Here is a 22,215-nt window from a genome sequence, read left to right on the forward strand (position 1 = left end):
ATGGACGTAAAATACGATTTAGACTACATGGTAGAATTTATGGTGAAGCTACTAAAGACACCATCACCAACAGGGGACACTATTAAGGCACTTAACTTAGTTGAAGAAGAATTTGCTAAGTACGGCCTAAAGGCTCATAAAAATGCAAAGAACGGCTTCTATGTAACAGTAGAGGGCGAAGATGACGAAGAGCAAGTGACTTTATCAGCTCACGTTGATACACTTGGCTGCATGGTTAAGGACATCACTGGTAATGGCAGACTTAAACTTACTAAATTAGGCGGCTACCCATGGAACGTTATCGAAGGATGCGAATGCGTTATCTCAACTATTGATGACGGCGAATACACAGGAACTATACTTACTAATGTTTCTTCAACTCACGTTTATGGAGCAAAAGCTGACGAAACAAAGAGAGACGAAGACTCAATGGAAATAAGAATCGACGAAAAAGTTTCATCAAGAAAAGATGTTGAAGAGCTTGGCATCAATGTTGGTGACTATGTTTATCTATATCCAGGCACATGGGTTACACCATCAGGCTTTATTAAATCAAGACATCTTGATGACAAGGCTTGCGTTGCAGTTCTTGTAGGACTTGTAAAATATTTAAAAGAAAACAATATAAAACCAAAACACACAACAAACTTCTTCATCTCAAACTATGAAGAGCTTGGACATGGATCAACAGCTGGACTACCTGAAAAGACAGTTGAATTTATCTCAGTAGATATGGCAGCACCAGGCACAGGACAAACATCATCTGAATTCAAATGCACTGTTTGTGTAAAGGACTCTTCAGGACCATATGACAAGATGATGAGCGAAAAATTCATCAAACTTGCTAGAAAGAACGATATACCATACGCTATAGACATCTACCCATACTACGGTTCAGACGCATCAGCTGTTTTAAGAGCTGGCTGGAACGTTAGAGCCGCACTTATAGGACCGGGCGTTGACGCATCACACAGCTTTGAAAGAACACATAAGGAAGCAGTTGATGCAACATTCAAACTAGCACTAGCTTATCTACTTGAAGACTAATAGCTTTTATATAAAAAATGCTTACAGCGATCGCTGTAAGCATTTTCTTTTTGCATCTTTATTTAAAAATGTAATTATAAATTATATTTATGAACTCATCTCTATTGATCTTAGCGTTCTTGTCAATGGCTTTGCCATTAATATATCCTAGTGCCTTGGCGATGGCAAGATAAGAATTTTCTTCCTTTGTTAGTTTAGCCTTTGCATTCACTGGCTTAAATATATCCTTGCCAACAAGCTCTTCCATGCCTTTTAGTCTTACAATGAACTTTGCTAAATCAATATTTGTTACTTCTTTATCTTTATTCACTTCATTTTCTTTGATGACGCCATCTCTTATAGCTCTTTGATAAGCATTATCAATAACTTCATCGATGTCATTTCTTGAGCCAAATATATAAATAAAACTTATAAAGTCTTTTTGCTTTAAGTTTTTCTCAGGCATTATCTCGTCTTCAAGGTATGAGTAGCCCATTTGCTTAAGTAGAGTCGCCTTGTCTTTGTATTTTGATTTGTCAATGTCGGAGTAGTTTTTAAACTCATCTGCATTATTTGTAAGTTTGCCTGTTATGGCGTCAATCTCAATTCTAGTATTCTTTGGCATGTAGCTTAAAACTACCTTTGACTTAGCTGGATCAGATTTATCTCTAATATATTGATAAGCTTCTTCGTATTGAATTTCTTTTTTAACTAGATTATAAGCTTCATCTGCTGATATCTTTGCCTTTTCATAGCTCATAGGCTTTCTGTACCAAGCTCTTGAAAAGTCATTTACTTCTTTTGTATCCTTTGAAACGCCCATGCTAATGGAATTTTCTGGAACATAGTAGCCGTCCATCACTCTTACAAAGTATATAGAATTATTTTCAGCACTTATGAATTTTAAGTCCTTTTCATCGATGTCTGAAGCATTCTTCTTGATATAGTCAATAGCAATCTTCTTTAGTTCATCAGAGCTTAAATCTTTTTTGCCGCTATCAGCATTATCAAAATTATTGTATACGCTGTATCTTAAAAGAGTTAAATCCTTTGCATCGAACGAGATGTTATAGTAAGTCTTTTTATCATCTTTGCCGCTTTCTAAATTGATGTTGTAGATGTAGTCCTTAGAGATGTAGTCTTGATTTAGACTAGATAATGTCACCTTAGTCTTGCTAGCGTCCTTAACATAAGTCTTTGCTTTTTTGACAGCTTCGTCCTTAGACTTGATGCCCTTAATCTTGTCAATGCCTTTAACTTCGTATTCGCTAAGGCCGTCCATAGCCCCTTCTGCAGCAGCGTCCTTAGTCATGTAATTATTTAAAAAGACAGGGTAGTCGTAGCGCTCGTATTTTTTACTAGTAGAATTAACGTAGTAGTTTGCATTTAGCTCGTTGCTATATATAGTCTTAAAAGTAAGCCTTGGTTCCTTCTTATCATTGATCACAAACTTAATCATAGGCTTTAGATATTCATTGTCCTTGTAAATATTTATAGCCTCATCCATAGTCAAATTGCTCTTAAGCGCATCAAACTCAGCAGTCTTTGAAAAATCAAAGCCATGATTATAGTTTAATGAGTACATTTTCACGCTCTTATCAACATAGTTAATAGTAATGGAAGCGCCGTCACCAATAACGCGCCTATCATTTACATATCTATCAAAGATAAAAGTGTATGCGTTGTCACCACCAAAGTTTTGATAAGTTTTTTCGTTTAGCTTAAGGCTCTTGCTATTGATAGGGTCAATCTTTTTGATTATATCACTAGCATATTTCTTCAAAGCATCATATGAGTACTTTGGTTTAAGTGTTTCATACTTTTTATTCTCATAGATATTGAAGTTAGTGATGTGCATGTCCTTTGATATGCTCACGTTTACATCACTTGAGCCGTCCTTCTTAGTCCATGATAAATTGTATATAGTGCCGTAGCCATCGTCACTCGAGCTATTTACCTCGAAATTATCGTATACGTCTTTGATATTAAATACTTCTTTTGCTTTTAAAACTAATTTTTCCATTGTTTTGTCGTCCACCTTGTTTACGTTTTTTGTTTCTGCAAATGAATTTACTGGCAATGCACACAAGACCATAACGATGGTAAGCATTGCAGCAATTACGTTCATCTTTTTAAGCATAATATCATCTCCTTTGTCTATATTATACCACTTTAGTATAGAGACATAACGATTTTAACAAAATTGTAAGTATTTTGATAAAGTCTGTGAAATTTATAGCTTTAAAAATAAACTTGTGATATAATTATTACAAGAGGTGATTAAATGAAACACGATTTAGTCTTAGTAATAGATTTCGGCGGACAGTATAAGCAATTGATCGCAAGACGTGTAAGAGAAAATAATATTTACTCGGAAATAATTCCTTATACTAAAAGCATAGAAGAAATAAAAGCAAAAGACCCTAAGGCAATAATCTTTACAGGCGGACCGAACTCAGCCTACCTTGATGATTCACCATCGATATCGAAGGAGATATTTGAGCTAGGCATACCTATACTAGGTATTTGTTATGGGGCTCAGCTAACAGCTCATTTGTTAGGCGGTGAAGTGAAGAAAGGCTCTGAGAAGAACAGGGAATATGGCAAGACCATCTGCAACTATGAAGAGTCAAAGATATTTAAGGGCGTTGAGAATGAACAAGTTTGGATGAGTCATACTGACTACATATCCAAGCTGCCAGAAGGCTTTAAGTGCATCGCATCGACAGATAACTGTCCTATCGCAGCGATGGAAAATGAAGAAAAAAAGATTTACGCAGTACAATTCCACCCAGAAGTAAAACACTCAATCGATGGCGACAAGATGATTAGAAACTTCCTTTATGATATAGCAGGTCTTAAGGGCGATTGGACGAGCGAAAATTTCATTGAAAACAAAGTTAAAGAGATTAGAGAAGCAGTTGGCGATAAGAAGGCCTTACTAGCACTATCAGGCGGCGTCGACTCATCAGTTGCTGCAGCTCTTATGCACAAGGCTATAGGCGACAATCTAACTTGTATCTTCGTTGACCACGGCTTACTTAGAAAAGATGAAGGCGATCAAGTCGAAGAGATATTTAAGAATAGATTCAAGATGAACTTCATTAGAGTAAATGCTCAAAAGAGATACATGGATAAGCTTAATGGCGTATCAGAGCCAGAAAAGAAGAGAAAGATCATTGGCGAAGAATTTATCAGAGTCTTTGAAGAAGAAGCAAAGAAGCTTGGCAAGATCGAGTACCTTGTTCAAGGAACCATATATCCAGACGTGGTTGAGTCAGGAACAAACGGTTCAGCAGTTATCAAGAGTCACCACAACGTAGGCGGCTTACCAGACGACATAGGCTTCGAAGGACTGATAGAGCCACTAAGAGAGCTATTCAAAGACGAAGTAAGAGCCATAGGACTTGAGCTTGGCCTAGATGAAGACCTTATCTATAGACATCCATTCCCAGGACCAGGCCTTGCCATTAGAGTCATAGGCGAAATCACAGAACAAAAACTAGAAATACTTCGTGAAGCAGACGCAATCTATATAGACGAACTAAAGAAAAACGGCCTATATAGAAAGATTTGGCAAGCCTTTGCCGCACTACCAGACATAAAGACAGTTGGCGTTATGGGCGACGAAAGAACATATGATTATGTATGCGCCTTAAGAGCAGTAACAAGTACAGACGGCATGACAGCAGAATTTTATCCAATAGATATGGATATACTTGCAAAAATATCGAATAGAATCATAAATGAAGTAAAAGGAATTAATAGAGTGGTGTATGATATTACCAGCAAACCACCAGGAACAATTGAATGGGAATAGTAGCAAAATTCTATAAAATGGCTTAATTACAAGTTATATGGAGAATAAAAAATAGCTACTGGTACTCAAATGGTACTGGAAGCTAAAAAGAATAAACTAAATAATAGTTCCAAGTGGTTTACATTTGGACAAAAAATTAGACCGTAGTTTCAAGCTGCGGTCTTTGTTTTTATCCAATGTGAACATTTCTTTTAAATTTTATATTTTTCTTCTTACAGAAATCCTCGAATTTGTTTGAGTCAAAATTTTTATCAAACTCTTTAATTAAATGATTTTTTATTTTATCGTTTTTTGATATACCAAGAGAATCTAGCAATAATTCAAAATTATTTTCGTCTAAATAATACATAACTTCATAGTCTGCTCCATCAAAAAACTCTAAATCATAATCCTCGTACCCAATCTCGGCTGATCCATTATAATTGAGTGTAAATAATAATCCACTAGTATTTAACATAATTACCTCTACTTTAAAAATCTTGATTTTTTTGGATATGATAATTTCCAATCTTCAAACTCTTCATCTGTTATTTCATCATTATAATGTTTTTTCCTCATTTCATCCCATTCTATTAGAAAATTATTAAAATCAATATCATTGGATAACAGACTTGTTGTTTCTCCGCCTCCTGTTATAGGCCTAAATTTCAAGTCATTTTCATAGTCAAAAATTATTTGCATTATTTCAAAAGGTGAGTTAGCTTCGTGGTCAATTAATGCTGATATATCACAATTAAGAGCTTCTGCAACTTTTCTTAGTTGTTCTTTATTAGGAGATCTATTCCCTAACTCATAGTTTCTTATTGCTGCATCGGTTATGCCAGATTTAATGGCTAATTGATTTTGTGTTAAACCCCGTAATAGTCTAAGTTTTTTTAATTTTTTTCCAGAAATCATAATTACACCACCCAAATTATATTTTATAAATATATTTTATCATAATAAAAATAAAATAGCAACAAAAATGTTCTAATAATATTATTTGAAATATGAATAATATTTTCTAATAATTATTTAAAAAATACTATTGACAGAACACAAAAGAACTGATATAATATATTTAAACAGTTCGAATATGAACTAAAAAAGTAAGTTATTTAAATTAGTGCTCGTCCTAATTATCTTAGGAATGTAGAATCTTACAATAAAATTGAAAGGAGGACTATATGAACAGTATTTTTATGAATGCAAAAGAAGTACAAGAATTCCTAGATGTTAGTAGAACAACAGCATATCAAATTATTAATGATATGAATCAAGATCTTATAGAACTAGGATATAGAGTACAAAGGGGAAAAGTTAATAGAAGATATTTTATGGAAAAATATTGTTATGGATCTAAAGAAGTAAAGGAGGCATAAAATGCCGGCGTTTAGAGATGAAAGCGGAAACAAAACTTGGTTTTGCAAATTTAATTACACAAATTGGAGGGGCGAAAAATTAGTTAAGAAAAAAAGGGGGTTTAAAACAAAAACAGAAGCTAATAATTGGGAAAAAGAGTTCTTAAATCAGTACGCTGATTCTATTGATATGACTTTTAGAGAGTTTTTCGAGCTATATAAAAGAGATAAAAAGCCACGTCTTAAAGAAAATACATGGCGAACTAAGGAATACATTGTAGATAATAAAATAATGCCATATTTTGCAAATTTATCAATGAAAGATATAAAAAAAGTAACAATTATACAGTGGCAAAATGAGTTAATGAAAATTAAAGATGACAGAGGTAATAAATATTCTAATACTTATCTTAGAACAATTCATGCTCAATTTAGTAGTATACTAAATCATGCTTGCAGATACTATAACTTAAAAACTAATGTTGCTAGAGATGTAGGATCAATAGGAGAAAAAGACTCAGGAGAAATGCTTTTTTGGACACAGGATGAGTATGAATTATTTGCTAATGCGATTAAAGATAAACCAGAATCATTTGTGGCTTTTGAGATATTGTATTGGTGTGGACTAAGATTAGGGGAACTTTTAGCTTTAACAGAAGAAAAATTTGATTTCGACACAAACTCTTTAACAATTAATGAGTCTTTGCAAAGAATTGATGGACAGAATATTATTACAGAACCTAAGACTAAGAAAAGCATAAGAACAATTGTTATGCCGGATTTTTTATCAGATGAAATTAAATCTTAATTGAAAAGAATTTACAAATTAAAACCCAAAGATTTGATATTTAACTTTTCAAGAAGTTTTTTGCACCATGAAATGGATAGAGGTTCAAAAAAAGCAGACGTGAAAAGGATTAGAATACACGATTTGAGGCACTCTCATGTATCATTATTGATAGAGCTTGGTTTTTCTGCAACGGCAATAGCAAATAGAGTTGGGCATGAATCAATCGATATAACTTACCGATATGCACATTTATTCCCAAGCAAACAAAAAGAAATGGCTATTTCTTTAACTCATCTTAGAGAGAAGACACAAAATAACTGGAATGAATTATTGGAGGATGATACCTATGTTTAGAAATAAGTATATGCAAAATTTAAAAGCTAAAAAGAAAGAAAAAGAGTCTAATATAAACAGAAAAAGAAATAAGATTTTAAATTTTAGAGTTTCAGAAGAAGAATATGATTTAATATGTAAAAAAATTGAACTTAGTGGGCTTAAAAAACAAGATTATTTTATCGGTATGCTATCTAATACCATGATTAATATTGTGCCTGACTATAGACTTGCTGATAGCATATCTAAAGAAATATTTCAATTAGCAAAAGTTATCAAAAAGTATGGGAAATTAGATGGAGAAAATAGCGATATTTTATTATATGTATTAGAAATTTATGAACAACTTAAAAAAGAAAAGAGCCTTTACTATAGTGAGTAAAGGCCCACACTCCTGTGTGAAGTGTTCTGTAGCAAGCTCATTATACCACAGGAGCTATATTTATACAAGCTAGGAGGTAAAAAAATGTTAAATAAGTGTAAATATTTGCTGGTGGAAATGAAAAAAAAGAAAAAGAAAGTAAATTGTAAAAAAGATGATATAAAATATATTAAGTGTTTTAAAAGTGTTATCAAGAATACTATAAAATTTATGAAATATATTTCTTGCGAATGCTCTAATTATAGGTTATTTAAAAAGTGGAGGTTTTATCATGAGTTATAGCAATTTAATATTTCCTGAAGCTGATAAAACATATTTAAATTCAGACCTTAAGATTAATGGAAATGGCACTGTAAATCAAAATGTAAATAATGTTATAACAACGATTTTAAATCCTAAATATTGTATTGAAAACAATATAATTGAAGGTCAAATTTTTCGTGACAGCTTTACAAAGGAGATTAAATTCCAAGGAAAAATTATAGGTGAAAAAAATATTAAACCAAATGAAATTCGTCTTTGGGATGATTCATTAAATAATAGGCTAGGCATTGAAATAGAAAAACAATTTGGAATAAATTACAATTCTAATAAAATGTTAGAGGCAGTTAAATACGTTGCTAATAAGAATGAAATTAGTCCACCAGTACAGTATATTGAAAGTCTTGTTTGGAATGGAGATAAAAACGCCATAAGAAAATTGCTGCCAACTTATTTAGGGTCGGAGGATACAGACTTAAATAACTGGATTATGGAACATATGATTTTAGGTATAATAAAAAGAATATTTGAACCAGGATCTAAGTTTGATGAAATGATGGTACTTGTAGGTGGACAAGGTATAGGCAAATCTACATTCGCAAGATACCTTGCTCTAAAAGACGATTGGTTTTGCACTTTAGATACAATACAAGGAAAAGATTCTATAATGAATATGATGGGCAAAACAGTTGTAGAAATCGAAGAATTTGTTGCATTAAGAAATGCAAAATCTGCTAATGAGGCGAAATCTTTTTTATCAAAACTAAATGATAGAATTAGAATCCCTTATGAAAAATTTTCAAAAGATGTTCCAAGAACTTGTATATTTATAGGCACATTAAATGAAATAACTTTTCTTAATGATCATACAGGCGAGAGGAGATATCTTCCAGTTGCATGCAACAAAGATAAACGATTAAAACCAATTTATTTAGATAAAGATTTTCTAGGAGGAGCGTCCGAAGAAGATTATCTCAATACAATAAAAAAAGATTTTAGCCAGGCATTTGCGTTATGGTATGAAATATATAAAAACAAATCTCACTCATGGACTTTGCCAGATGATTTTTTAAAAGACTTAAAAGAAGAACAAGAAAAATTTAAATACCTGAATCCAGATGTAGAAGAAATTCGATCTTTCTTAGAAGAATATAAAAGAAGTAGTGTAGAACCAAACATTACATGTTTTAAGGAATTACTTATGCAAGGATATCAAATTAAGTCAAAATCATTTTCAGAAATCATGTATAACTATTTTCCAGAATGGAATCCGATTCGTCTATCTAAAACTAAAAGAATATCGCCAAGTGGTGTATCAATCCCTGTAACTATGTATTATGAAAAGAAAATAAATTCTAATTTTGATTTTATAGAAATAGATAAAAAAAGCATACCTGAAGAATGGAAAAAAGATAATTAAAAAATAATAGGAGATTTAAATTTAAGTAAATTGTAATTTTGTAATTTGTAATTGTACTTTAAAAACTTTTCAAATAGAATTAATAAAAATAAAAGCTAGATAATATAAACATCTTAATAGGTAAAAAATAATTTATCAGATTTTAATAGTTTTAATTTTGCAAATTACAATTACAATTACATTTTCTGTTGAACAATTTATTGGTGTTTATTGTAAATATGTTAGTAGCAAGCACAGCAAGTGTCCGTACACTTGCGAAAAATTTGATTAAAAAACTTTCAAACTATGTTTATTTTTTAATGATTTTATGCATGTTAGGGAGAACCCTAAGACCCCATTTAAGTATGTAACGAAAGGAGAAATATATGAAAAACAGAGTAAGAAATGAACGATTAGAAATTAGATTAACGGAAAAAGAGCGAGATCTTTTTGAAGAGAAAATGAGAAAAGCTAATTGCAAAACTATGAGTCATTTTATTCGAAAATGTGTTTTAGAAAAAGAAATTAATGTAGTTGATCTTGATCCATTTAGAGACTTGCAATGGGAAATTTCTAAGGTAGGAAATAATATAAATCAGATTGCAAAAGTTGCAAATACAAACGCAGTTATTTATAAAAATGATGTAAAAAAGATGCAAGAAGATTTGAATAATTTATCAAAGAATTTATGTAAATTGTATTCACAGTTATTAAAAAACCCTAAGAAATTTGAAGGTAATAGTAAATAAATTTATAATGTAATATAAAAAGAGGTGGTAAGTTTAAATATAGAAATAAAAACTTTACTTATGCAATTAAAAGTATCAGCCTATGATTTTTTAAAGTTAAAGAAAATAAAGATGATATATTAGAAGCAATGAATTATGGAGAAATTTACGGTTCAATAAATTTTGCAGAAGTGATAGAAAAATATCCATCGAAACTGCTTGGGATTAAGAAGAAAATATTTAAGAATGGGAAAAAAAGCTTGGTTTTAAATTATAAAGCAAGTTTTATGCTCACTCTATTTTTAATCATATTTTAAGCGTAGCACGGCTTTTAAGAGTCTTTCCATATACTTAGCAGGCTAAGTATATAAAATTGAGATATGAGCGTTTTAGATAGCTTAAAATTAAAATGAGTTAAAAGGAGGTATGTTATGAATAAATTAGAGAGAATTCTTGACAAAATTGAGAAAGAAAATAAGAAAAAAGAGGATTCGGCTGAAAAAATTAAAGAGCTTAAGTTACAAGCTAAAGAACTTGAAAAAGAATTTGAAAGATTAAGCTAAATGTGCTATAATATATTCACAATTAACAGAGGATTGGGGGTTAATGTTTATCCTTTAGCTTAACCAGGAGCGTCGGAAATACCCGAGATAGCGAAAAACATTACAGTTTAGATTTATCTGTAGACCGTAGCGTGGGAGATGGAGGTATCTTCGGAAACACGTTAAAAATCATATAGAGGAGCTATAATTATTTATAGTTCCTTTTTTATTTTGCTTAATAAGAAAATAACAAAAGGCTTGACAAACAATAACGATATATTGTACAATAGCACTAAAGTAAAAGGAAGAGATATAGGAGGTATAGAAAATGGATTTTGATGAGAGTTTGAAAAAGCACGAGGAGATGGGGATAGAGAGTCCATTCGATCAGTGCGAGGACACAGAGGAGATAGCTTACAAGATGAACGAGATAGCGGAGGAAGAGCTACTAGCGGACGAGGAATTTCAAAAGAAACATGGAGTGAATTGGGCGATAATGAGGCTGGATTATCTATCGATAGAACACACGGAAGAGAATTGGATGAAGCTTCAAGAACTATATTGGGACAAGACTTTGATAGACCACTTGAAAGAGACGCAAGTGAGAGCAGAGAACTTCATCAAGATGGAAAAGCCAAGAATGATGGAGGCATGGAAGATAGAGAGCGAGGACAGTCCACAATATCCAGTGATGATGTCAGCATTGAGAGAGATGCTAATCAAGGAGATAATAGAAGAATAGAAGATGATAAAGATTTAGAGAATCTTAAACAAGGCGATTTTGTTAAAATATTTGGACAAGTAAAAACAAGCATTGACAACAAGGAAAGGAACATAAAAATGTTCGTATTTTGTCTTCTAAGCTCTTAAAAGCAAAAGAACAGGTAAAGAGTCAAGACAGGGATAAAAAGTCCATATTAGGGCAAATAAAAAGCTTTAAGGCAGACGATAAAACTAAAAAAACCGAGAAAGAACATAGCAAAGGTGCAGAGAGATAAATATCGGCAGTCTTGATATGTACCCTCTTTACTGGACAAACCAGTAAGGAGGGTATTTTTATGCGATATAGTTATGAATTCAAAAAAGAATGCGTAGAAATATACAAACAAGGAAAGTGGATGGAAACACCAGAAGGTGTCAAACAACATATGTTTAGAGATAAAATTAGATATTGGAACAAACTTGTTGATTTTCATGGTGAAGAAATCCTTAAGCACAAAGAACAGAACAAAGAGTTGAGCGCAGAAGAAAAATTTAAGTATATATTAAAATTTTTAATAATTATATCATACTTAAGTATGATTTTCTACTATACTCTTGACAAAACGGTTAGATTAGACTAATATATAACTATACAGAACGAGTGTCGGTCAATAGGTGGTGAGGTTTTGGCAAAGAGAAATGTAAAGGATCCAGAAGAAAGAAAACAGGAGCTTATAAATATAGCATCAAGACTTTTTGAAAAGGATGGATATGAGAAAGTTTCTGTGCGAGATATTCTTTCTGAAGTAAATGGAGCTCCGGGAATGTTTTATTATTATTTCAAGTCTAAAGAAGATATATTTTTAGCTTGTATGGAAACATATTTTGAAGAAAAACTAAAAAATAAGTTGGATATACTTCAAAATAAGGAAATAGATTACGAAGAAAGAATAAAAATTTTAAGAGAACTTATAGTAAAAGATATTGGTCAGTTTACGACAAAATATAATTTTTCAAAAGAGAATTCAATTACGGATAACTCTTATAGGCTATGGGAATTGATTCATTACATTGGAAAATTTATAGATGTCTATTCAGAGTTTATAATTGAAGGAATTGAAAATAAAAAAATAGAAAATAATATTGGAATAAATAGAGAAAATGTGAAAAGTTTCTCAGCTTTTATTTTATACGGAGCTGTTGGAACAATATATAATGACTATATTATTAAGGGAGAAAACAAAACAAATTCAAGTGAAGCCTTTGGAATAATAAGCGAACTATTTCAGAGACCTCATTAGAGAAAAATAAAATATAAGTATTTTACAAGGGAAACATCAACGGTGTTTTCCTTGTATTAGTTTTAAGGCAAATGAACGAACTCGTTCGGTAAGGAGGTATGTTTTAGATGAAAAAGAAGAAATCTATCAAAGATATTATTTCCTACAGTGAAATAAAAAAAGGACAACTTGTAGGGGGAATATTATTTGTTAGTCTTGGAATGCTATTAAGTATTTGTCCAATTTTGGTGGTATACAAAGTTATAAAATCTCTATTTTTATATGGAAAATTAGAACAAAGTGCAATACAGTTCTGTAGTTATGGACTTGCAGCAGTGGTATTGGCATATTGCTTAACTTATATTGGTAGTATTTTATGCCATAAGTTTTCATATGTTTTAATAGCTAACTTAAAAAAGAAGATATTATTTCATATTGGGAACCTTCCTTTAGGATTTTTTACTGGGGACAACAAGTCAAAAATAAGGCAAGTATTAGGATCAGACATGAATCAAATTGAGGGATACTTTTCTCATCAATTACCAAATTTAATTTCAACTTTAACACTAATTTTAGCAATGATAATTGTTATGTTAAAGATAAATTTAATATTAGGTCTTACTACTTTGTTAATTATATTTGTCGGTTTAGGAATTCAGATTGCCATTATGGCGAGAATTATTAAGTCTGGCGGACTTGAAAAAAACTTTGCGATTTTGGATCAAATTAATTCAGCAACTACTGAATATGTTAAAGGTATGCCTGAAGTTAAAATATTTGGAACAGGAACAAAATCATTTAAAACTTTTTCAAAGTCAGTAGGAGAATATAGAGATTTTACAAGTTCGATGACATCAATGATAAGACCAGGATTTGTCTCATTTAGAATGTTCATTTTATCTGTGGCTACATTCATAGTTCCTGTAGGAATACTTTTAATGTCACGAAATAATAACTTGGATTTTGCTACAGTCTTTATTTTCTATTTGATTCTTGCACCTGCCATTAGCGTACCTGCATTAAAGCTTAGAGATTTTGCAGAAGGAATGAATTTACTAAATGAAGTTGTTTTGAGAGTCTATGAAATTATAAATCAAAAAGAATTGGCAATTGAAAATACTGAGGAAGCGATAAAATGTCATGATCTTGAATTTAATAATGTAAGCTTTTCTTATGGAAATGAAGAGGTTTTAAAGAATATAAGCTTCTGTGCTAAACAAGGAGAAGTTACAGCATTAGTTGGTTATTCGGGAGCTGGAAAATCTACCATTGGAACGCTAATACCAAGATTTTACGATCCTTCAGAAGGCTCTATTAAAATTGGTGGGGTTAATATAAAAAATATTCCGATAAACGCCTTAATGGACAAGATAGCATTTGTTTTTCAAGACAGTAATCTTATCACAGATACAGTCTTCAATAATGTTGCTATGGCAAAGACGGGCTCTACAAAAGAAGATGTCATAAAAGCATGTAAAAAAGCAAGATGTCATGATTTTATTATAAAACTTCCTGAAGGATATGACACAGTTTTGGGTAAAGGAACTTATTTGTCTGGAGGAGAGAAACAACGTATTGCCGTAGCAAGAGCGATTTTAAAGGACGCACCAATATTAGTATTAGATGAAGCAACAAGTTTTGCTGATTCTGAAAATGAATATCTTATGCAGGAAGCTTTGTCTGAATTGGTTAAAGATAAGACAGTTATCATGATTGCTCATAGGCTAAATACCATAGAGCATGCAAATCAAATTTTAGTAATATCTGATGGAAAAATTGCAGAAAGAGGTAAGCATGAAGATTTAATCCTTGCAGATGGAATATATAAGCGACTCTTTGATATTTATAAGAAAACAAATATTTGGCAAATGGATATAGAAGGGAGTGAGAATGAATGATAAGAAATATTACATTAGGAAAGATGAATAATATAAGAAAATCAATTATTTTAAATGTTTTGGCATCTGTTTCCAACCTTATACCATTTATTGCTTTGGCGAAAATTGTAGAAACACTATTTTTAAATAGAGGTGCAGATAGTATAGATACGAGCCTTTTATGGAAGTATTTTGGGATAATGGCAATATTTTTCTTAATAACATTCTTATTGGAAAATTTAGCCACAAAATATACCTATGAACTTGGATACAAGACAAGTGCAGATGGAAGAATAGAGCTTGCAGACCACATAAGAAAATTGCCGATAGGTTATATTTCAGGGAAAAGTTCAGCGGAGATCTTAGATACATTAATGAATGATTTTTTCAAAGTTGAAACGGCAGTAACGCATCAATTACCTCAATTTTTCAGTGGTATATGTGTAGCGATTCTTTGCTCGATATTATTTTTGATAATTAATGTAAAAATGGGAATAGCAACACTTATAGGACTACCTATTTCTGTTCTACTTCTTACACTCATGCAAAACTTTCAGAAAAAAATTTATTTGAAAACAAAGAAAATGAGGATAAAAGAGGAAGAAGATATAAACGAATATTTGGATGCTATTAAGACTCTAAAAGCTTATAACAGCTTAGATGATACATTAACAAAGCTTGAAGAAGATATAGATAGCTCGAGAGACGCAAATATTAAGAGTGAGAAAGGAGTTGGTTCATTAACTACCATAGCAAGTATGATTTTAAGAATAGGACTTCCTTTGATGAGTTTAGTTGGTTCCTATTTATTTATAAATGGATCTTTGGAAATTGATACATTTTTAATGTTCTTATTTGTAGGCACAAGGATTTTTGATCCCTTGGAGCTTGCACTTGTAAATTATACAGGTCTACAAATGGCATCAGTTTCAGGAGAGAGAATCATTAACTTACTTAACGCTAAACCTATGTCAGGAAATTGCGATGTAAACGAAAGCAACAAAATTGAAATTTGTGATGTTTCATTTTCTTATAAAGAATCTAAGGTTATCGATAATGTTTCATTAGACATTAATGAAAATGAATTAACTGCTTTTGTTGGTTACTCTGGCTCTGGGAAATCTACACTAATTAAATTAATATCCAGATTTTATGATCCTAATGAAGGGAAAATCAAAATTGGTGGGGTAGATTTGCTAACAGCCGACCCTAATAAATTAATGGATAAATTTTCTGTTGTTTTTCAAGATGTGTATCTTTTTAAAGACACAATTTATAACAACATAAAATTTGGTAATGAAAATGCAAGTAAAGATGAAATCATGAATGCTGCAAAAATGGCAGGAGCTTATGACTTTATAGTCAATAAAGATGATGGATTTGACACTATGATTGGACAAGGAGGTGCGACTCTGTCTGGAGGTGAGAAACAAAGAATATCAATAGCGAGAGCAATATTAAAAAACGCCCCAATAATACTACTTGATGAAGCAACATCTTCGCTTGATCCTGAAAATGAACTTATTATACAAGAAGCAATATCAAATTTAATTAAAAATAAAACAGTTGTGGTTGTAGCTCATAAATTAAGGAGCGTAATGGGAGCTGATAAAATTGTTGTTTTAAACAAAGGAAAGGTAGAAGAAGTTGGGAAACATGAAGAACTTATTAAAAATGAAGGACTATATAAAGACTTATGGAATTATCAAGAAAAGTCTAAAGAATGGAAGATTGTACAGTAACAATCAATTTTAAAGGAGGAAATTTATGAAAACACAAAAGAAATCATCAAAAAATGCAGTTACAGCCGGTGTTTTAATTGCACTTTACTTTGTAACATATGCAGTCATTGGGGCAATATCTATGCCTGTCCCTGTTTTGTTTTTACTAATGCCTATGCTTGTAGCACTACTTGCTGCACCAACCTATCATATGCTTCTTGCAAAAACAAAGTCAGCCACTGCTATTGTAATCGCAGCTATCTTACCAAGTATTTTATTAGTTGCAACTGGACATATTCCAATTGCACCATTAGTGGCAGTGCCTGCCGGAATAATTGCTATGTTCATAGCAAAAGCTGGAAATTATACAGACTTTAAGAAAAATACAATTAGTCATATGTTTTTTTCTCTAAACTTATTTGGAGGATTTTTACCAATTTGGGTTATGAGAGAAGCATTTTTTGAAAGTGTAATAAAAGGTGGCTTAGATCAAAGCTTTTGTAACACAGTAAGGGCATGGACACCAATATGGATGTTACCAGTTATGATTATAGGAACATTTATATTCTCTTTGATTGGTTCTTATTTTACAAAAAAAATATTAAATAAAAAGTTGGAATCCGCAGGAGTTTTATAATGGAAAATTCAAAGTTTGTTCTGGGGTCAAAATATGACCTCAGAACAAAACTTATCTTGCTTATAGGTGCGAATATTTTAATTTTTTTAGGGTTTGATTGGATCTATCAAAGCCTTATTACATTATTTTTCCTTGTCATTATTATTAGCGATGGTTATAAAAAATCCACTATAAGGTATATTTTATTTTTTGTAATAAGTGTAGTATTGGAAAAATCTTTAGCCTATTTTAGTATGAATTTTCTTTTGAATTTAATTTTATTTATCTTGGCAATTGGAAGAAAATTTCTGCCATGTATTATCGTGGGTAAATGGATTTTAAATTCAACATCTGTTTCCAGTGCAGTGGTAACTTTACAAAAATTAAAACTTTCAAAAGACTCGCTCATAATGATTTCTGTAATATTTAGATGTTTGCCTACTATTAAAGACGAATGGAGTCATATAAATATGGCGATGAAAACTCGAGGAATTAATTTTAACTTAATCAATTTAACAAGAAGACCAACATTAATTATGGAATATTTTTTTGTGCCATTGTTCGTAAGTGTGATAGAAATTGGGGATGAGCTCTCTCAATCAGCCATTATAAGGGGACTCGATGCTCCTGTTAACAAAACAAGTAGACACCTAATTAAGTTTAGAAAAAATGATATTGGTGTTCTAATTCTTATGATTTTAATTTTATCAATAGTAATATTTATGAAAGTATCAGGGTGGGACTTATGATTGAAATTAGAGAATTAAGTTTTAAGTATAAGGGAGGATCTGATTACTCATTAAAAGATATAAATTTGAAAATCAAAAAAGGGGAATGCATTCTTCTGTGTGGTAGGAGCGGTTGCGGAAAGTCGACTCTATTAAAGCTTATGAACGGTATAATACCTGAGTTTTATGATGGGAACATTTCTGGCAGCGTTATGGTCAATGGTATGAATACATTTACCACACCAATTTATAAATTATCTAATAATGTAGGCTCGGTTTTTCAAAATCCTAAAACACAATTTTATACAACCAATACAACCGATGAAATCGCTTTTGGTTTAGAAAATTATGGAATAGAAAGAGAAGTAATTAACAAAAGGATTGGAGAAGTTGAAAAAGAGCTTCATCTTGAAAACTTGATGAATAAAAATATATTCAATCTTTCTGGAGGAGAAAAGCAGAAGATTGCTATAGCAAGCATTTACGCATTAAACCCTGAGATATTTATTCTTGATGAACCATCTTCAAGCTTAGACATAAAGTCAATGAAAGAACTATCGCTTACAATAAAAAAGCTTAAATCTTTAGGAAAAACTATTATTATTGCAGAACATAGGCTGTGGTATTTAAAAGACATTGTTGATAGAGCAATATACTTAGAGGATGGAAAAATCATCAGAGAATATAGTATGGACGAAATTGAAAATCTAAGTGAAGATGAACGAATGAGAACAGGACTTAGGCATTCTGATTATAAAGCTATTGAAAGATTTGATGATTTTGAAACTTCAAATAAAGGGACTTTATTAGAGTTAAAAAATCTAATATTCAAAAGAAATACCAAAATAATTTTGTCCATTGAGGATCTTAAATTTTTTTATGGGAATATTATTGGAATTGTTGGAGAAAATGGAATTGGGAAGTCTACATTAGCAAAAATTATATGTGGCTTAAACAAAGAAAATAAAGGTAAAATTTTAAAAGATGATGAGAATTTAAATATAAAAAGTAGGCTAAATGAGAGCCTGCTTATTATGCAGGAAGTGAACTGTCAGTTATTCACGGACAGCGTTAAAGATGAAATAGTATTAACATCAAATATTAAAGATGATAATGCTTTAGATACTTGGTTAAAACATATGGAGTTGAAAAATATCAGTGATAGGAATTCTCACACCTTGTCAGGAGGACAAAAACAGAGAGTAATTATCTTATCCGCTTTACTATCCGACAAGAAAATTCTATTTTTCGATGAACCAACCAGTGGATTGGACTATAGAAATATGAAAATAGTAGCTAAAAACATAAAGAAAGTAAAGGAAGAAGATAAGTTGATTTTAATAATATCCCATGATGTTGAGTTTTTAGAGTCAGTTTGTGATAAAGTGATTGATTTCACGTCTTTATGAAAATGCATACATTAGTAAATTACAAGAGGGACATATGATAAAAACGCAAGAAAAACGAGAAGTTGTGAATAGTATTTTTTATAATATTCCATAAAATAAATTTTATAATATATTTTTTTCATTTTAGAGGACTTTTTATGCCTATGTGCAGAAGTCCTCCTTTTTTTGTATAAAAACGCAGACAAAAAAAGAAATGGAGGAAATAAAATGCCAAAAGAATATTACCTTTATGTCAATGGACAAAGGGTTAAAGTCAGCGAGCAGATATATAAAGTCTACTGGCGAGAAAAAGAACACGAAAAGTATTTAGAGCAGGTGGACAAGAAAAAACACTTGCTCTTTTTTCGTCCCTAAATCATGATGGGAATTTTGAAGATAATCTATAAGATAAAAATGTTGATGTAGAAAAAGTTGTAGCTACACAAATGATGATAGGAACAACGCTTACACTAATTGTTTATACTATGGAGATAAGACAAAAGATTTAGAGAATTTAAAACAAGGAGATTTTGTTAAAATTTTTGGAGAAGAAAAGCCTTATATAGATAATAATGGTAAAGAGCGTAAAAATATTCGTGTATTATCAGCAAAATTATTAAAGTCTAAAGATCTTAATAATGAAAAGCCAAAGAAAGAATCTGCCTTAGGCAAAATTGCAGACTATAAGAAAGAGGAAAAGAACAAATCTAAGTCTAAGACAGAAAAAGGAATTGACAGATAGATTCTTGAAAGAATTATTTAAGTGTGCTATAATGTGTGTACAATTAGTTAGAATATAATGTTTTTCAAAGATTTAAGCTTATAAGTTTTTTTTAAATACTTCGGAAGTATTTAAAATAAAGGAGAGAATAGTAATGGAAAATAAAGAAAGAAAAGCAGGAAATCAAAGCTTGGCAAAGGCTGCAAAAGCAAAGAATGACGAATTTTACACACAGTTAAGCGATATAGAAAAGGAGCTAAGATATTATAGGCAACACTTTAAGGATAAAGTTATTTTGTGCAATTGTGATGATCCGTTTGAAAGCAATTTCTTTAAATACTTTGTGCTTAATTTTAATCGTTTAGGACTTAAGAAGCTGGTGGCGACTTGTTATGCCACATCACCAATAGCTAACGAACAAATCTCTTTGCTTGATGTTGGATATGGGGAAGAAAGCGAAGGAATTGCCTAAAGAACCTACAGGAGAGTATATTCTTCCCGTTTTAACTTCAAGCTTTATGAATCAAGGCTTAAATTATTTTGCACCTAAGACAGGTGCCACTATAATAAAAAATGTTATTTCTATCCCATCTAATAGCGATGTATATAGATCGTACTATCAGTCTAGAGAATTTTCAGTATTGTCAGATGCCTATGCTATTGAATGGAAAGATAGAAATAAAAAATTAAGCCCTAACGGTTATTTGTTTTTTGTATCTTGTATAAATAAAGTTACTGATTTGCCTATATATTCATATAAAAACAAATTAGGCGGTTGGGATGTAGTTAAAAATAAATATATCAAATTTCCAGTAGATAAAAATGGAGAAATTGACTTTATATTTATGGAAAACTTGATGCAAGCTCTAAAAAAACTATCTGTGAAAGATATTATAATATATTTAGATCGAAAAATTAGCGATATGAACGATATGAAAGAAGATATAGTTAGGTGATAAATATGAAAAAAAATAAAGTGTTTAGTATTATACAAGCTGATATAGAAGTAATTGAACAACAATTAGAACATAGAAACGGTTCTCAAGATTTGTGGAACAGTTTGAGTACGAAATATTTACTAATTTTACCAGAGATAATTTCAGTTATTAAAGTTGAAGGAAAAGCGGCATTTCTTGGAGAAGAATATGATTACAGACCAGAATTAAAAAAATTAAAAGCTGCATTATTAACATGGGTATTAATGAATGAAGATGAATTGGAAATTGAAGGAAATAACATTAGTAATGATTCAAAAGAATTGCTAAATTTATGTACAACATCTTCAGTAGAAGAAGAATTAAAAAATTTGATTCTTGAGTCTAAAATATATATTAGTAAAAAAGGATCTAGAGAAAAGAAAATAGGACTTGAAAAAATATGGGATGCGTTTGAACGACTTAAGACTTTAGAGTGTGCAAATAAAAAATCTTCCGTAGATAAAATTATAAAAAAGATTTCAAGTAATCAAGAAGAAATTGAAGAACTAATAAATAAAGAATTTATTGAATTAACAGAAATTGGTAATTCATACAATATAAGACATTCAGAAACAACACAAAAGAAATTACCAAATAGTTCTTTTATCGAATATTTATATTTTAGAATGCTATCGTTAGTATCACTTGTATTAGAATTGATTAAGTGTGAATAAATGTCTGGTACTGGTACTGGAATGGGTATAAAAATAATAAAATGTGGTATAATTAAGCGGATTTATTAATATTTATAAAAATAAAATGGCTTGATTTAAATGCTTTTAGATACAGCGTATGATTGATAATGAAGAATGGGAGTAAAATTTGCGGCCTAAATGGCGGCTTAAACTTGATTTGTCGGCTCACAAACTCGAAGTATTAACTATACGACTCGTTTGTGAGCCTCCTCATCTACGTCTAATCCATCCATTTATTTCCACAAATTTTGAATAAATAAAATTTGGCGTTGATAGAGTTTTAAATAAACCGTTTTATCTCGTGACTCACGGCATTGAACTAGATAGGATATGGGAGGGCATTTAGCCCGCCTCACTCCTAAACATTCTGCGCATCGCGAAATAATTCCGTTTTATCTCACAAATTGAATAAACGAAATTTGGTGCTGATAAAAAAGATTTTGCTCGTTGCGACGTATCGTCTATACGACTCACTCGCAAAAATTCTGCACATCGCCTTTCTCATCAAATTTTCTAGCGAAATTTGGTATAGTGCAAAATCTCAAGCTACAAAAATTCATCAATTTTCGAAGCACCCTACACAAAAGAGCAGGCCGAGCAATTCCTATTTCGATCCGGTCTTTCTGAGACACCATTGATATACGCAGTTGAAAAAGATAGCGACTTCATCGGATATGTGATTTATCATGATTATGATTCAGAGAGTGTCGAGATTGGAGGGGTTTTAGAACCTTCCTTTTGGGGGTTAGGGATTGCATCATGCTTGACATCAGGGATGATGACAAAAGCTAGAAACTCAGGTAAATAGGTAGTGATTGAATGTGTACCTGAACAAAAAAGTAGTATTCGGATAGCTTAAAAATATGGATTTCAAAAGTGTGGTATTATC

23 protein-coding genes and 1 pseudogene are annotated in these 22,215 nt (G+C 31.2%); 21 read left to right on the top strand and 3 right to left on the bottom strand.

Annotated elements, in window-relative coordinates:
- The gene (locus AC1EJ0_RS01985) at positions 1-1,047 is read left to right on the top strand and encodes a M42 family metallopeptidase (RefSeq protein ID WP_480022988.1); all 1,047 of its coding nucleotides are present in this window, start codon (positions 1-3) and stop codon (positions 1,045-1,047) included.
- A gap of 58 nt (positions 1,048-1,105) precedes the next feature.
- Here the strand turns inward: AC1EJ0_RS01985 and AC1EJ0_RS01990 are convergent, their stop codons facing one another.
- Entirely contained in the window at positions 1,106-3,166 is a 2,061-nt protein-coding gene (locus tag AC1EJ0_RS01990) for a YcdB/YcdC domain-containing protein (protein ID WP_480022987.1), read from the bottom strand.
- A 144-nt stretch (positions 3,167-3,310) separates the two neighbouring features.
- Between AC1EJ0_RS01990 and guaA the strand changes: the two genes are divergently transcribed.
- Positions 3,311-4,846: a glutamine-hydrolyzing GMP synthase gene (guaA, locus tag AC1EJ0_RS01995; protein WP_480022986.1), complete on the top strand. Its 1,536-nt coding sequence runs from the start codon at positions 3,311-3,313 to the stop codon at positions 4,844-4,846.
- Between the two features lie 169 nt (positions 4,847-5,015).
- Here the strand turns inward: guaA and AC1EJ0_RS02000 are convergent, their stop codons facing one another.
- On the bottom strand, positions 5,016-5,303 hold the full coding sequence (locus AC1EJ0_RS02000) for a hypothetical protein (RefSeq protein ID WP_480022985.1): 288 nt from the start codon (positions 5,301-5,303) through the stop codon (positions 5,016-5,018).
- 8 nt (positions 5,304-5,311) lie between these two features.
- Positions 5,312-5,743 (bottom strand): helix-turn-helix domain-containing protein, encoded by a 432-nt coding sequence (locus AC1EJ0_RS02005; RefSeq protein ID WP_480022984.1) that lies wholly within the window; start codon positions 5,741-5,743, stop codon positions 5,312-5,314.
- A gap of 269 nt (positions 5,744-6,012) precedes the next feature.
- On the opposite strand from AC1EJ0_RS02005, the gene AC1EJ0_RS02010 reads away from it, so the two are divergent.
- From AC1EJ0_RS02010 to AC1EJ0_RS02100, 19 genes and pseudogenes are all read left to right on the top strand, one after another.
- Entirely contained in the window at positions 6,013-6,207 is a 195-nt protein-coding gene (locus AC1EJ0_RS02010; protein WP_480022983.1) for a DNA-binding protein, read from the top strand.
- A gap of 1 nt (position 6,208) precedes the next feature.
- Positions 6,209-7,330 (top strand): annotated as a pseudogene (locus tag AC1EJ0_RS02015) (site-specific integrase).
- On the top strand, positions 7,323-7,691 hold the full coding sequence (locus tag AC1EJ0_RS02020) for a plasmid mobilization protein (RefSeq protein WP_480022982.1): 369 nt from the start codon (positions 7,323-7,325) through the stop codon (positions 7,689-7,691). Before AC1EJ0_RS02015 ends, AC1EJ0_RS02020 begins: the two are co-directional and overlap by 8 nt.
- A gap of 271 nt (positions 7,692-7,962) precedes the next feature.
- Complete coding sequence (locus AC1EJ0_RS02025; protein ID WP_480022981.1) at positions 7,963-9,372, top strand: VapE domain-containing protein; 1,410 nt, start codon at positions 7,963-7,965, stop codon at positions 9,370-9,372.
- Between the two features lie 365 nt (positions 9,373-9,737).
- Positions 9,738-10,100: a plasmid mobilization protein gene (locus AC1EJ0_RS02030; protein ID WP_480022980.1), complete on the top strand. Its 363-nt coding sequence runs from the start codon at positions 9,738-9,740 to the stop codon at positions 10,098-10,100.
- A gap of 410 nt (positions 10,101-10,510) precedes the next feature.
- Positions 10,511-10,642 carry a hypothetical protein gene (locus AC1EJ0_RS02035; RefSeq protein ID WP_019213889.1) on the top strand — a complete coding sequence of 44 codons (132 nt, stop codon included), beginning with the start codon at positions 10,511-10,513 and terminating at the stop codon, positions 10,640-10,642.
- Positions 10,643-10,949: 307 nt separating this feature from the next.
- Entirely contained in the window at positions 10,950-11,363 is a 414-nt protein-coding gene (locus tag AC1EJ0_RS02040; RefSeq protein WP_480022979.1) for a hypothetical protein, read from the top strand.
- Positions 11,364-11,679: 316 nt separating this feature from the next.
- Positions 11,680-11,964 (top strand): hypothetical protein, encoded by a 285-nt coding sequence (locus AC1EJ0_RS02045; RefSeq protein WP_480022978.1) that lies wholly within the window; start codon positions 11,680-11,682, stop codon positions 11,962-11,964.
- A 45-nt stretch (positions 11,965-12,009) separates the two neighbouring features.
- Complete coding sequence (locus tag AC1EJ0_RS02050; RefSeq protein ID WP_480022977.1) at positions 12,010-12,624, top strand: TetR/AcrR family transcriptional regulator; 615 nt, start codon at positions 12,010-12,012, stop codon at positions 12,622-12,624.
- 107 nt (positions 12,625-12,731) lie between these two features.
- Positions 12,732-14,501, top strand: coding sequence for an ABC transporter ATP-binding protein (locus AC1EJ0_RS02055; protein ID WP_480022976.1), 1,770 nt, complete (start codon positions 12,732-12,734; stop codon positions 14,499-14,501).
- The gene (locus AC1EJ0_RS02060) at positions 14,498-16,222 is read left to right on the top strand and encodes an ABC transporter ATP-binding protein (protein WP_480022975.1); all 1,725 of its coding nucleotides are present in this window, start codon (positions 14,498-14,500) and stop codon (positions 16,220-16,222) included. Before AC1EJ0_RS02055 ends, AC1EJ0_RS02060 begins: the two co-directional genes overlap by 4 nt.
- Positions 16,223-16,247: 25 nt before the next feature.
- Complete coding sequence (locus AC1EJ0_RS02065) at positions 16,248-16,838, top strand: MptD family putative ECF transporter S component (RefSeq protein WP_480022974.1); 591 nt, start codon at positions 16,248-16,250, stop codon at positions 16,836-16,838.
- Positions 16,838-17,566, top strand: a complete 729-nt coding sequence (locus AC1EJ0_RS02070; RefSeq protein WP_480022973.1) for an energy-coupling factor transporter transmembrane component T — start codon at positions 16,838-16,840, stop codon at positions 17,564-17,566. The genes AC1EJ0_RS02065 and AC1EJ0_RS02070 overlap by 1 nt, the downstream gene beginning before the upstream one ends.
- Positions 17,563-18,954, top strand: a complete 1,392-nt coding sequence (locus AC1EJ0_RS02075; RefSeq protein WP_480022972.1) for an ABC transporter ATP-binding protein — start codon at positions 17,563-17,565, stop codon at positions 18,952-18,954. The genes AC1EJ0_RS02070 and AC1EJ0_RS02075 overlap by 4 nt, the downstream gene beginning before the upstream one ends.
- A gap of 207 nt (positions 18,955-19,161) precedes the next feature.
- Positions 19,162-19,308, top strand: a complete 147-nt coding sequence (locus AC1EJ0_RS02080) for a hypothetical protein (RefSeq protein ID WP_480022971.1) — start codon at positions 19,162-19,164, stop codon at positions 19,306-19,308.
- A 500-nt stretch (positions 19,309-19,808) separates the two neighbouring features.
- Complete coding sequence (locus tag AC1EJ0_RS02085; protein WP_480022970.1) at positions 19,809-20,126, top strand: adenine-specific methyltransferase EcoRI family protein; 318 nt, start codon at positions 19,809-19,811, stop codon at positions 20,124-20,126.
- Positions 20,098-20,610 carry a restriction endonuclease subunit S gene (locus AC1EJ0_RS02090; RefSeq protein WP_480022969.1) on the top strand — a complete coding sequence of 171 codons (513 nt, stop codon included), beginning with the start codon at positions 20,098-20,100 and terminating at the stop codon, positions 20,608-20,610. The genes AC1EJ0_RS02085 and AC1EJ0_RS02090 overlap by 29 nt, the downstream gene beginning before the upstream one ends.
- A 5-nt stretch (positions 20,611-20,615) precedes the next feature.
- On the top strand, positions 20,616-21,305 hold the full coding sequence (locus AC1EJ0_RS02095; protein WP_480022968.1) for a hypothetical protein: 690 nt from the start codon (positions 20,616-20,618) through the stop codon (positions 21,303-21,305).
- Positions 21,306-21,888: 583 nt separating this feature from the next.
- The gene (locus tag AC1EJ0_RS02100) at positions 21,889-22,134 is read left to right on the top strand and encodes a GNAT family N-acetyltransferase (RefSeq protein WP_480023973.1); all 246 of its coding nucleotides are present in this window, start codon (positions 21,889-21,891) and stop codon (positions 22,132-22,134) included.
- The last annotated feature ends 81 nt before the right edge of the window (positions 22,135-22,215 follow it).

It is taken from the genome of Fenollaria sp. C0166D3, from assembly GCF_056590255.1.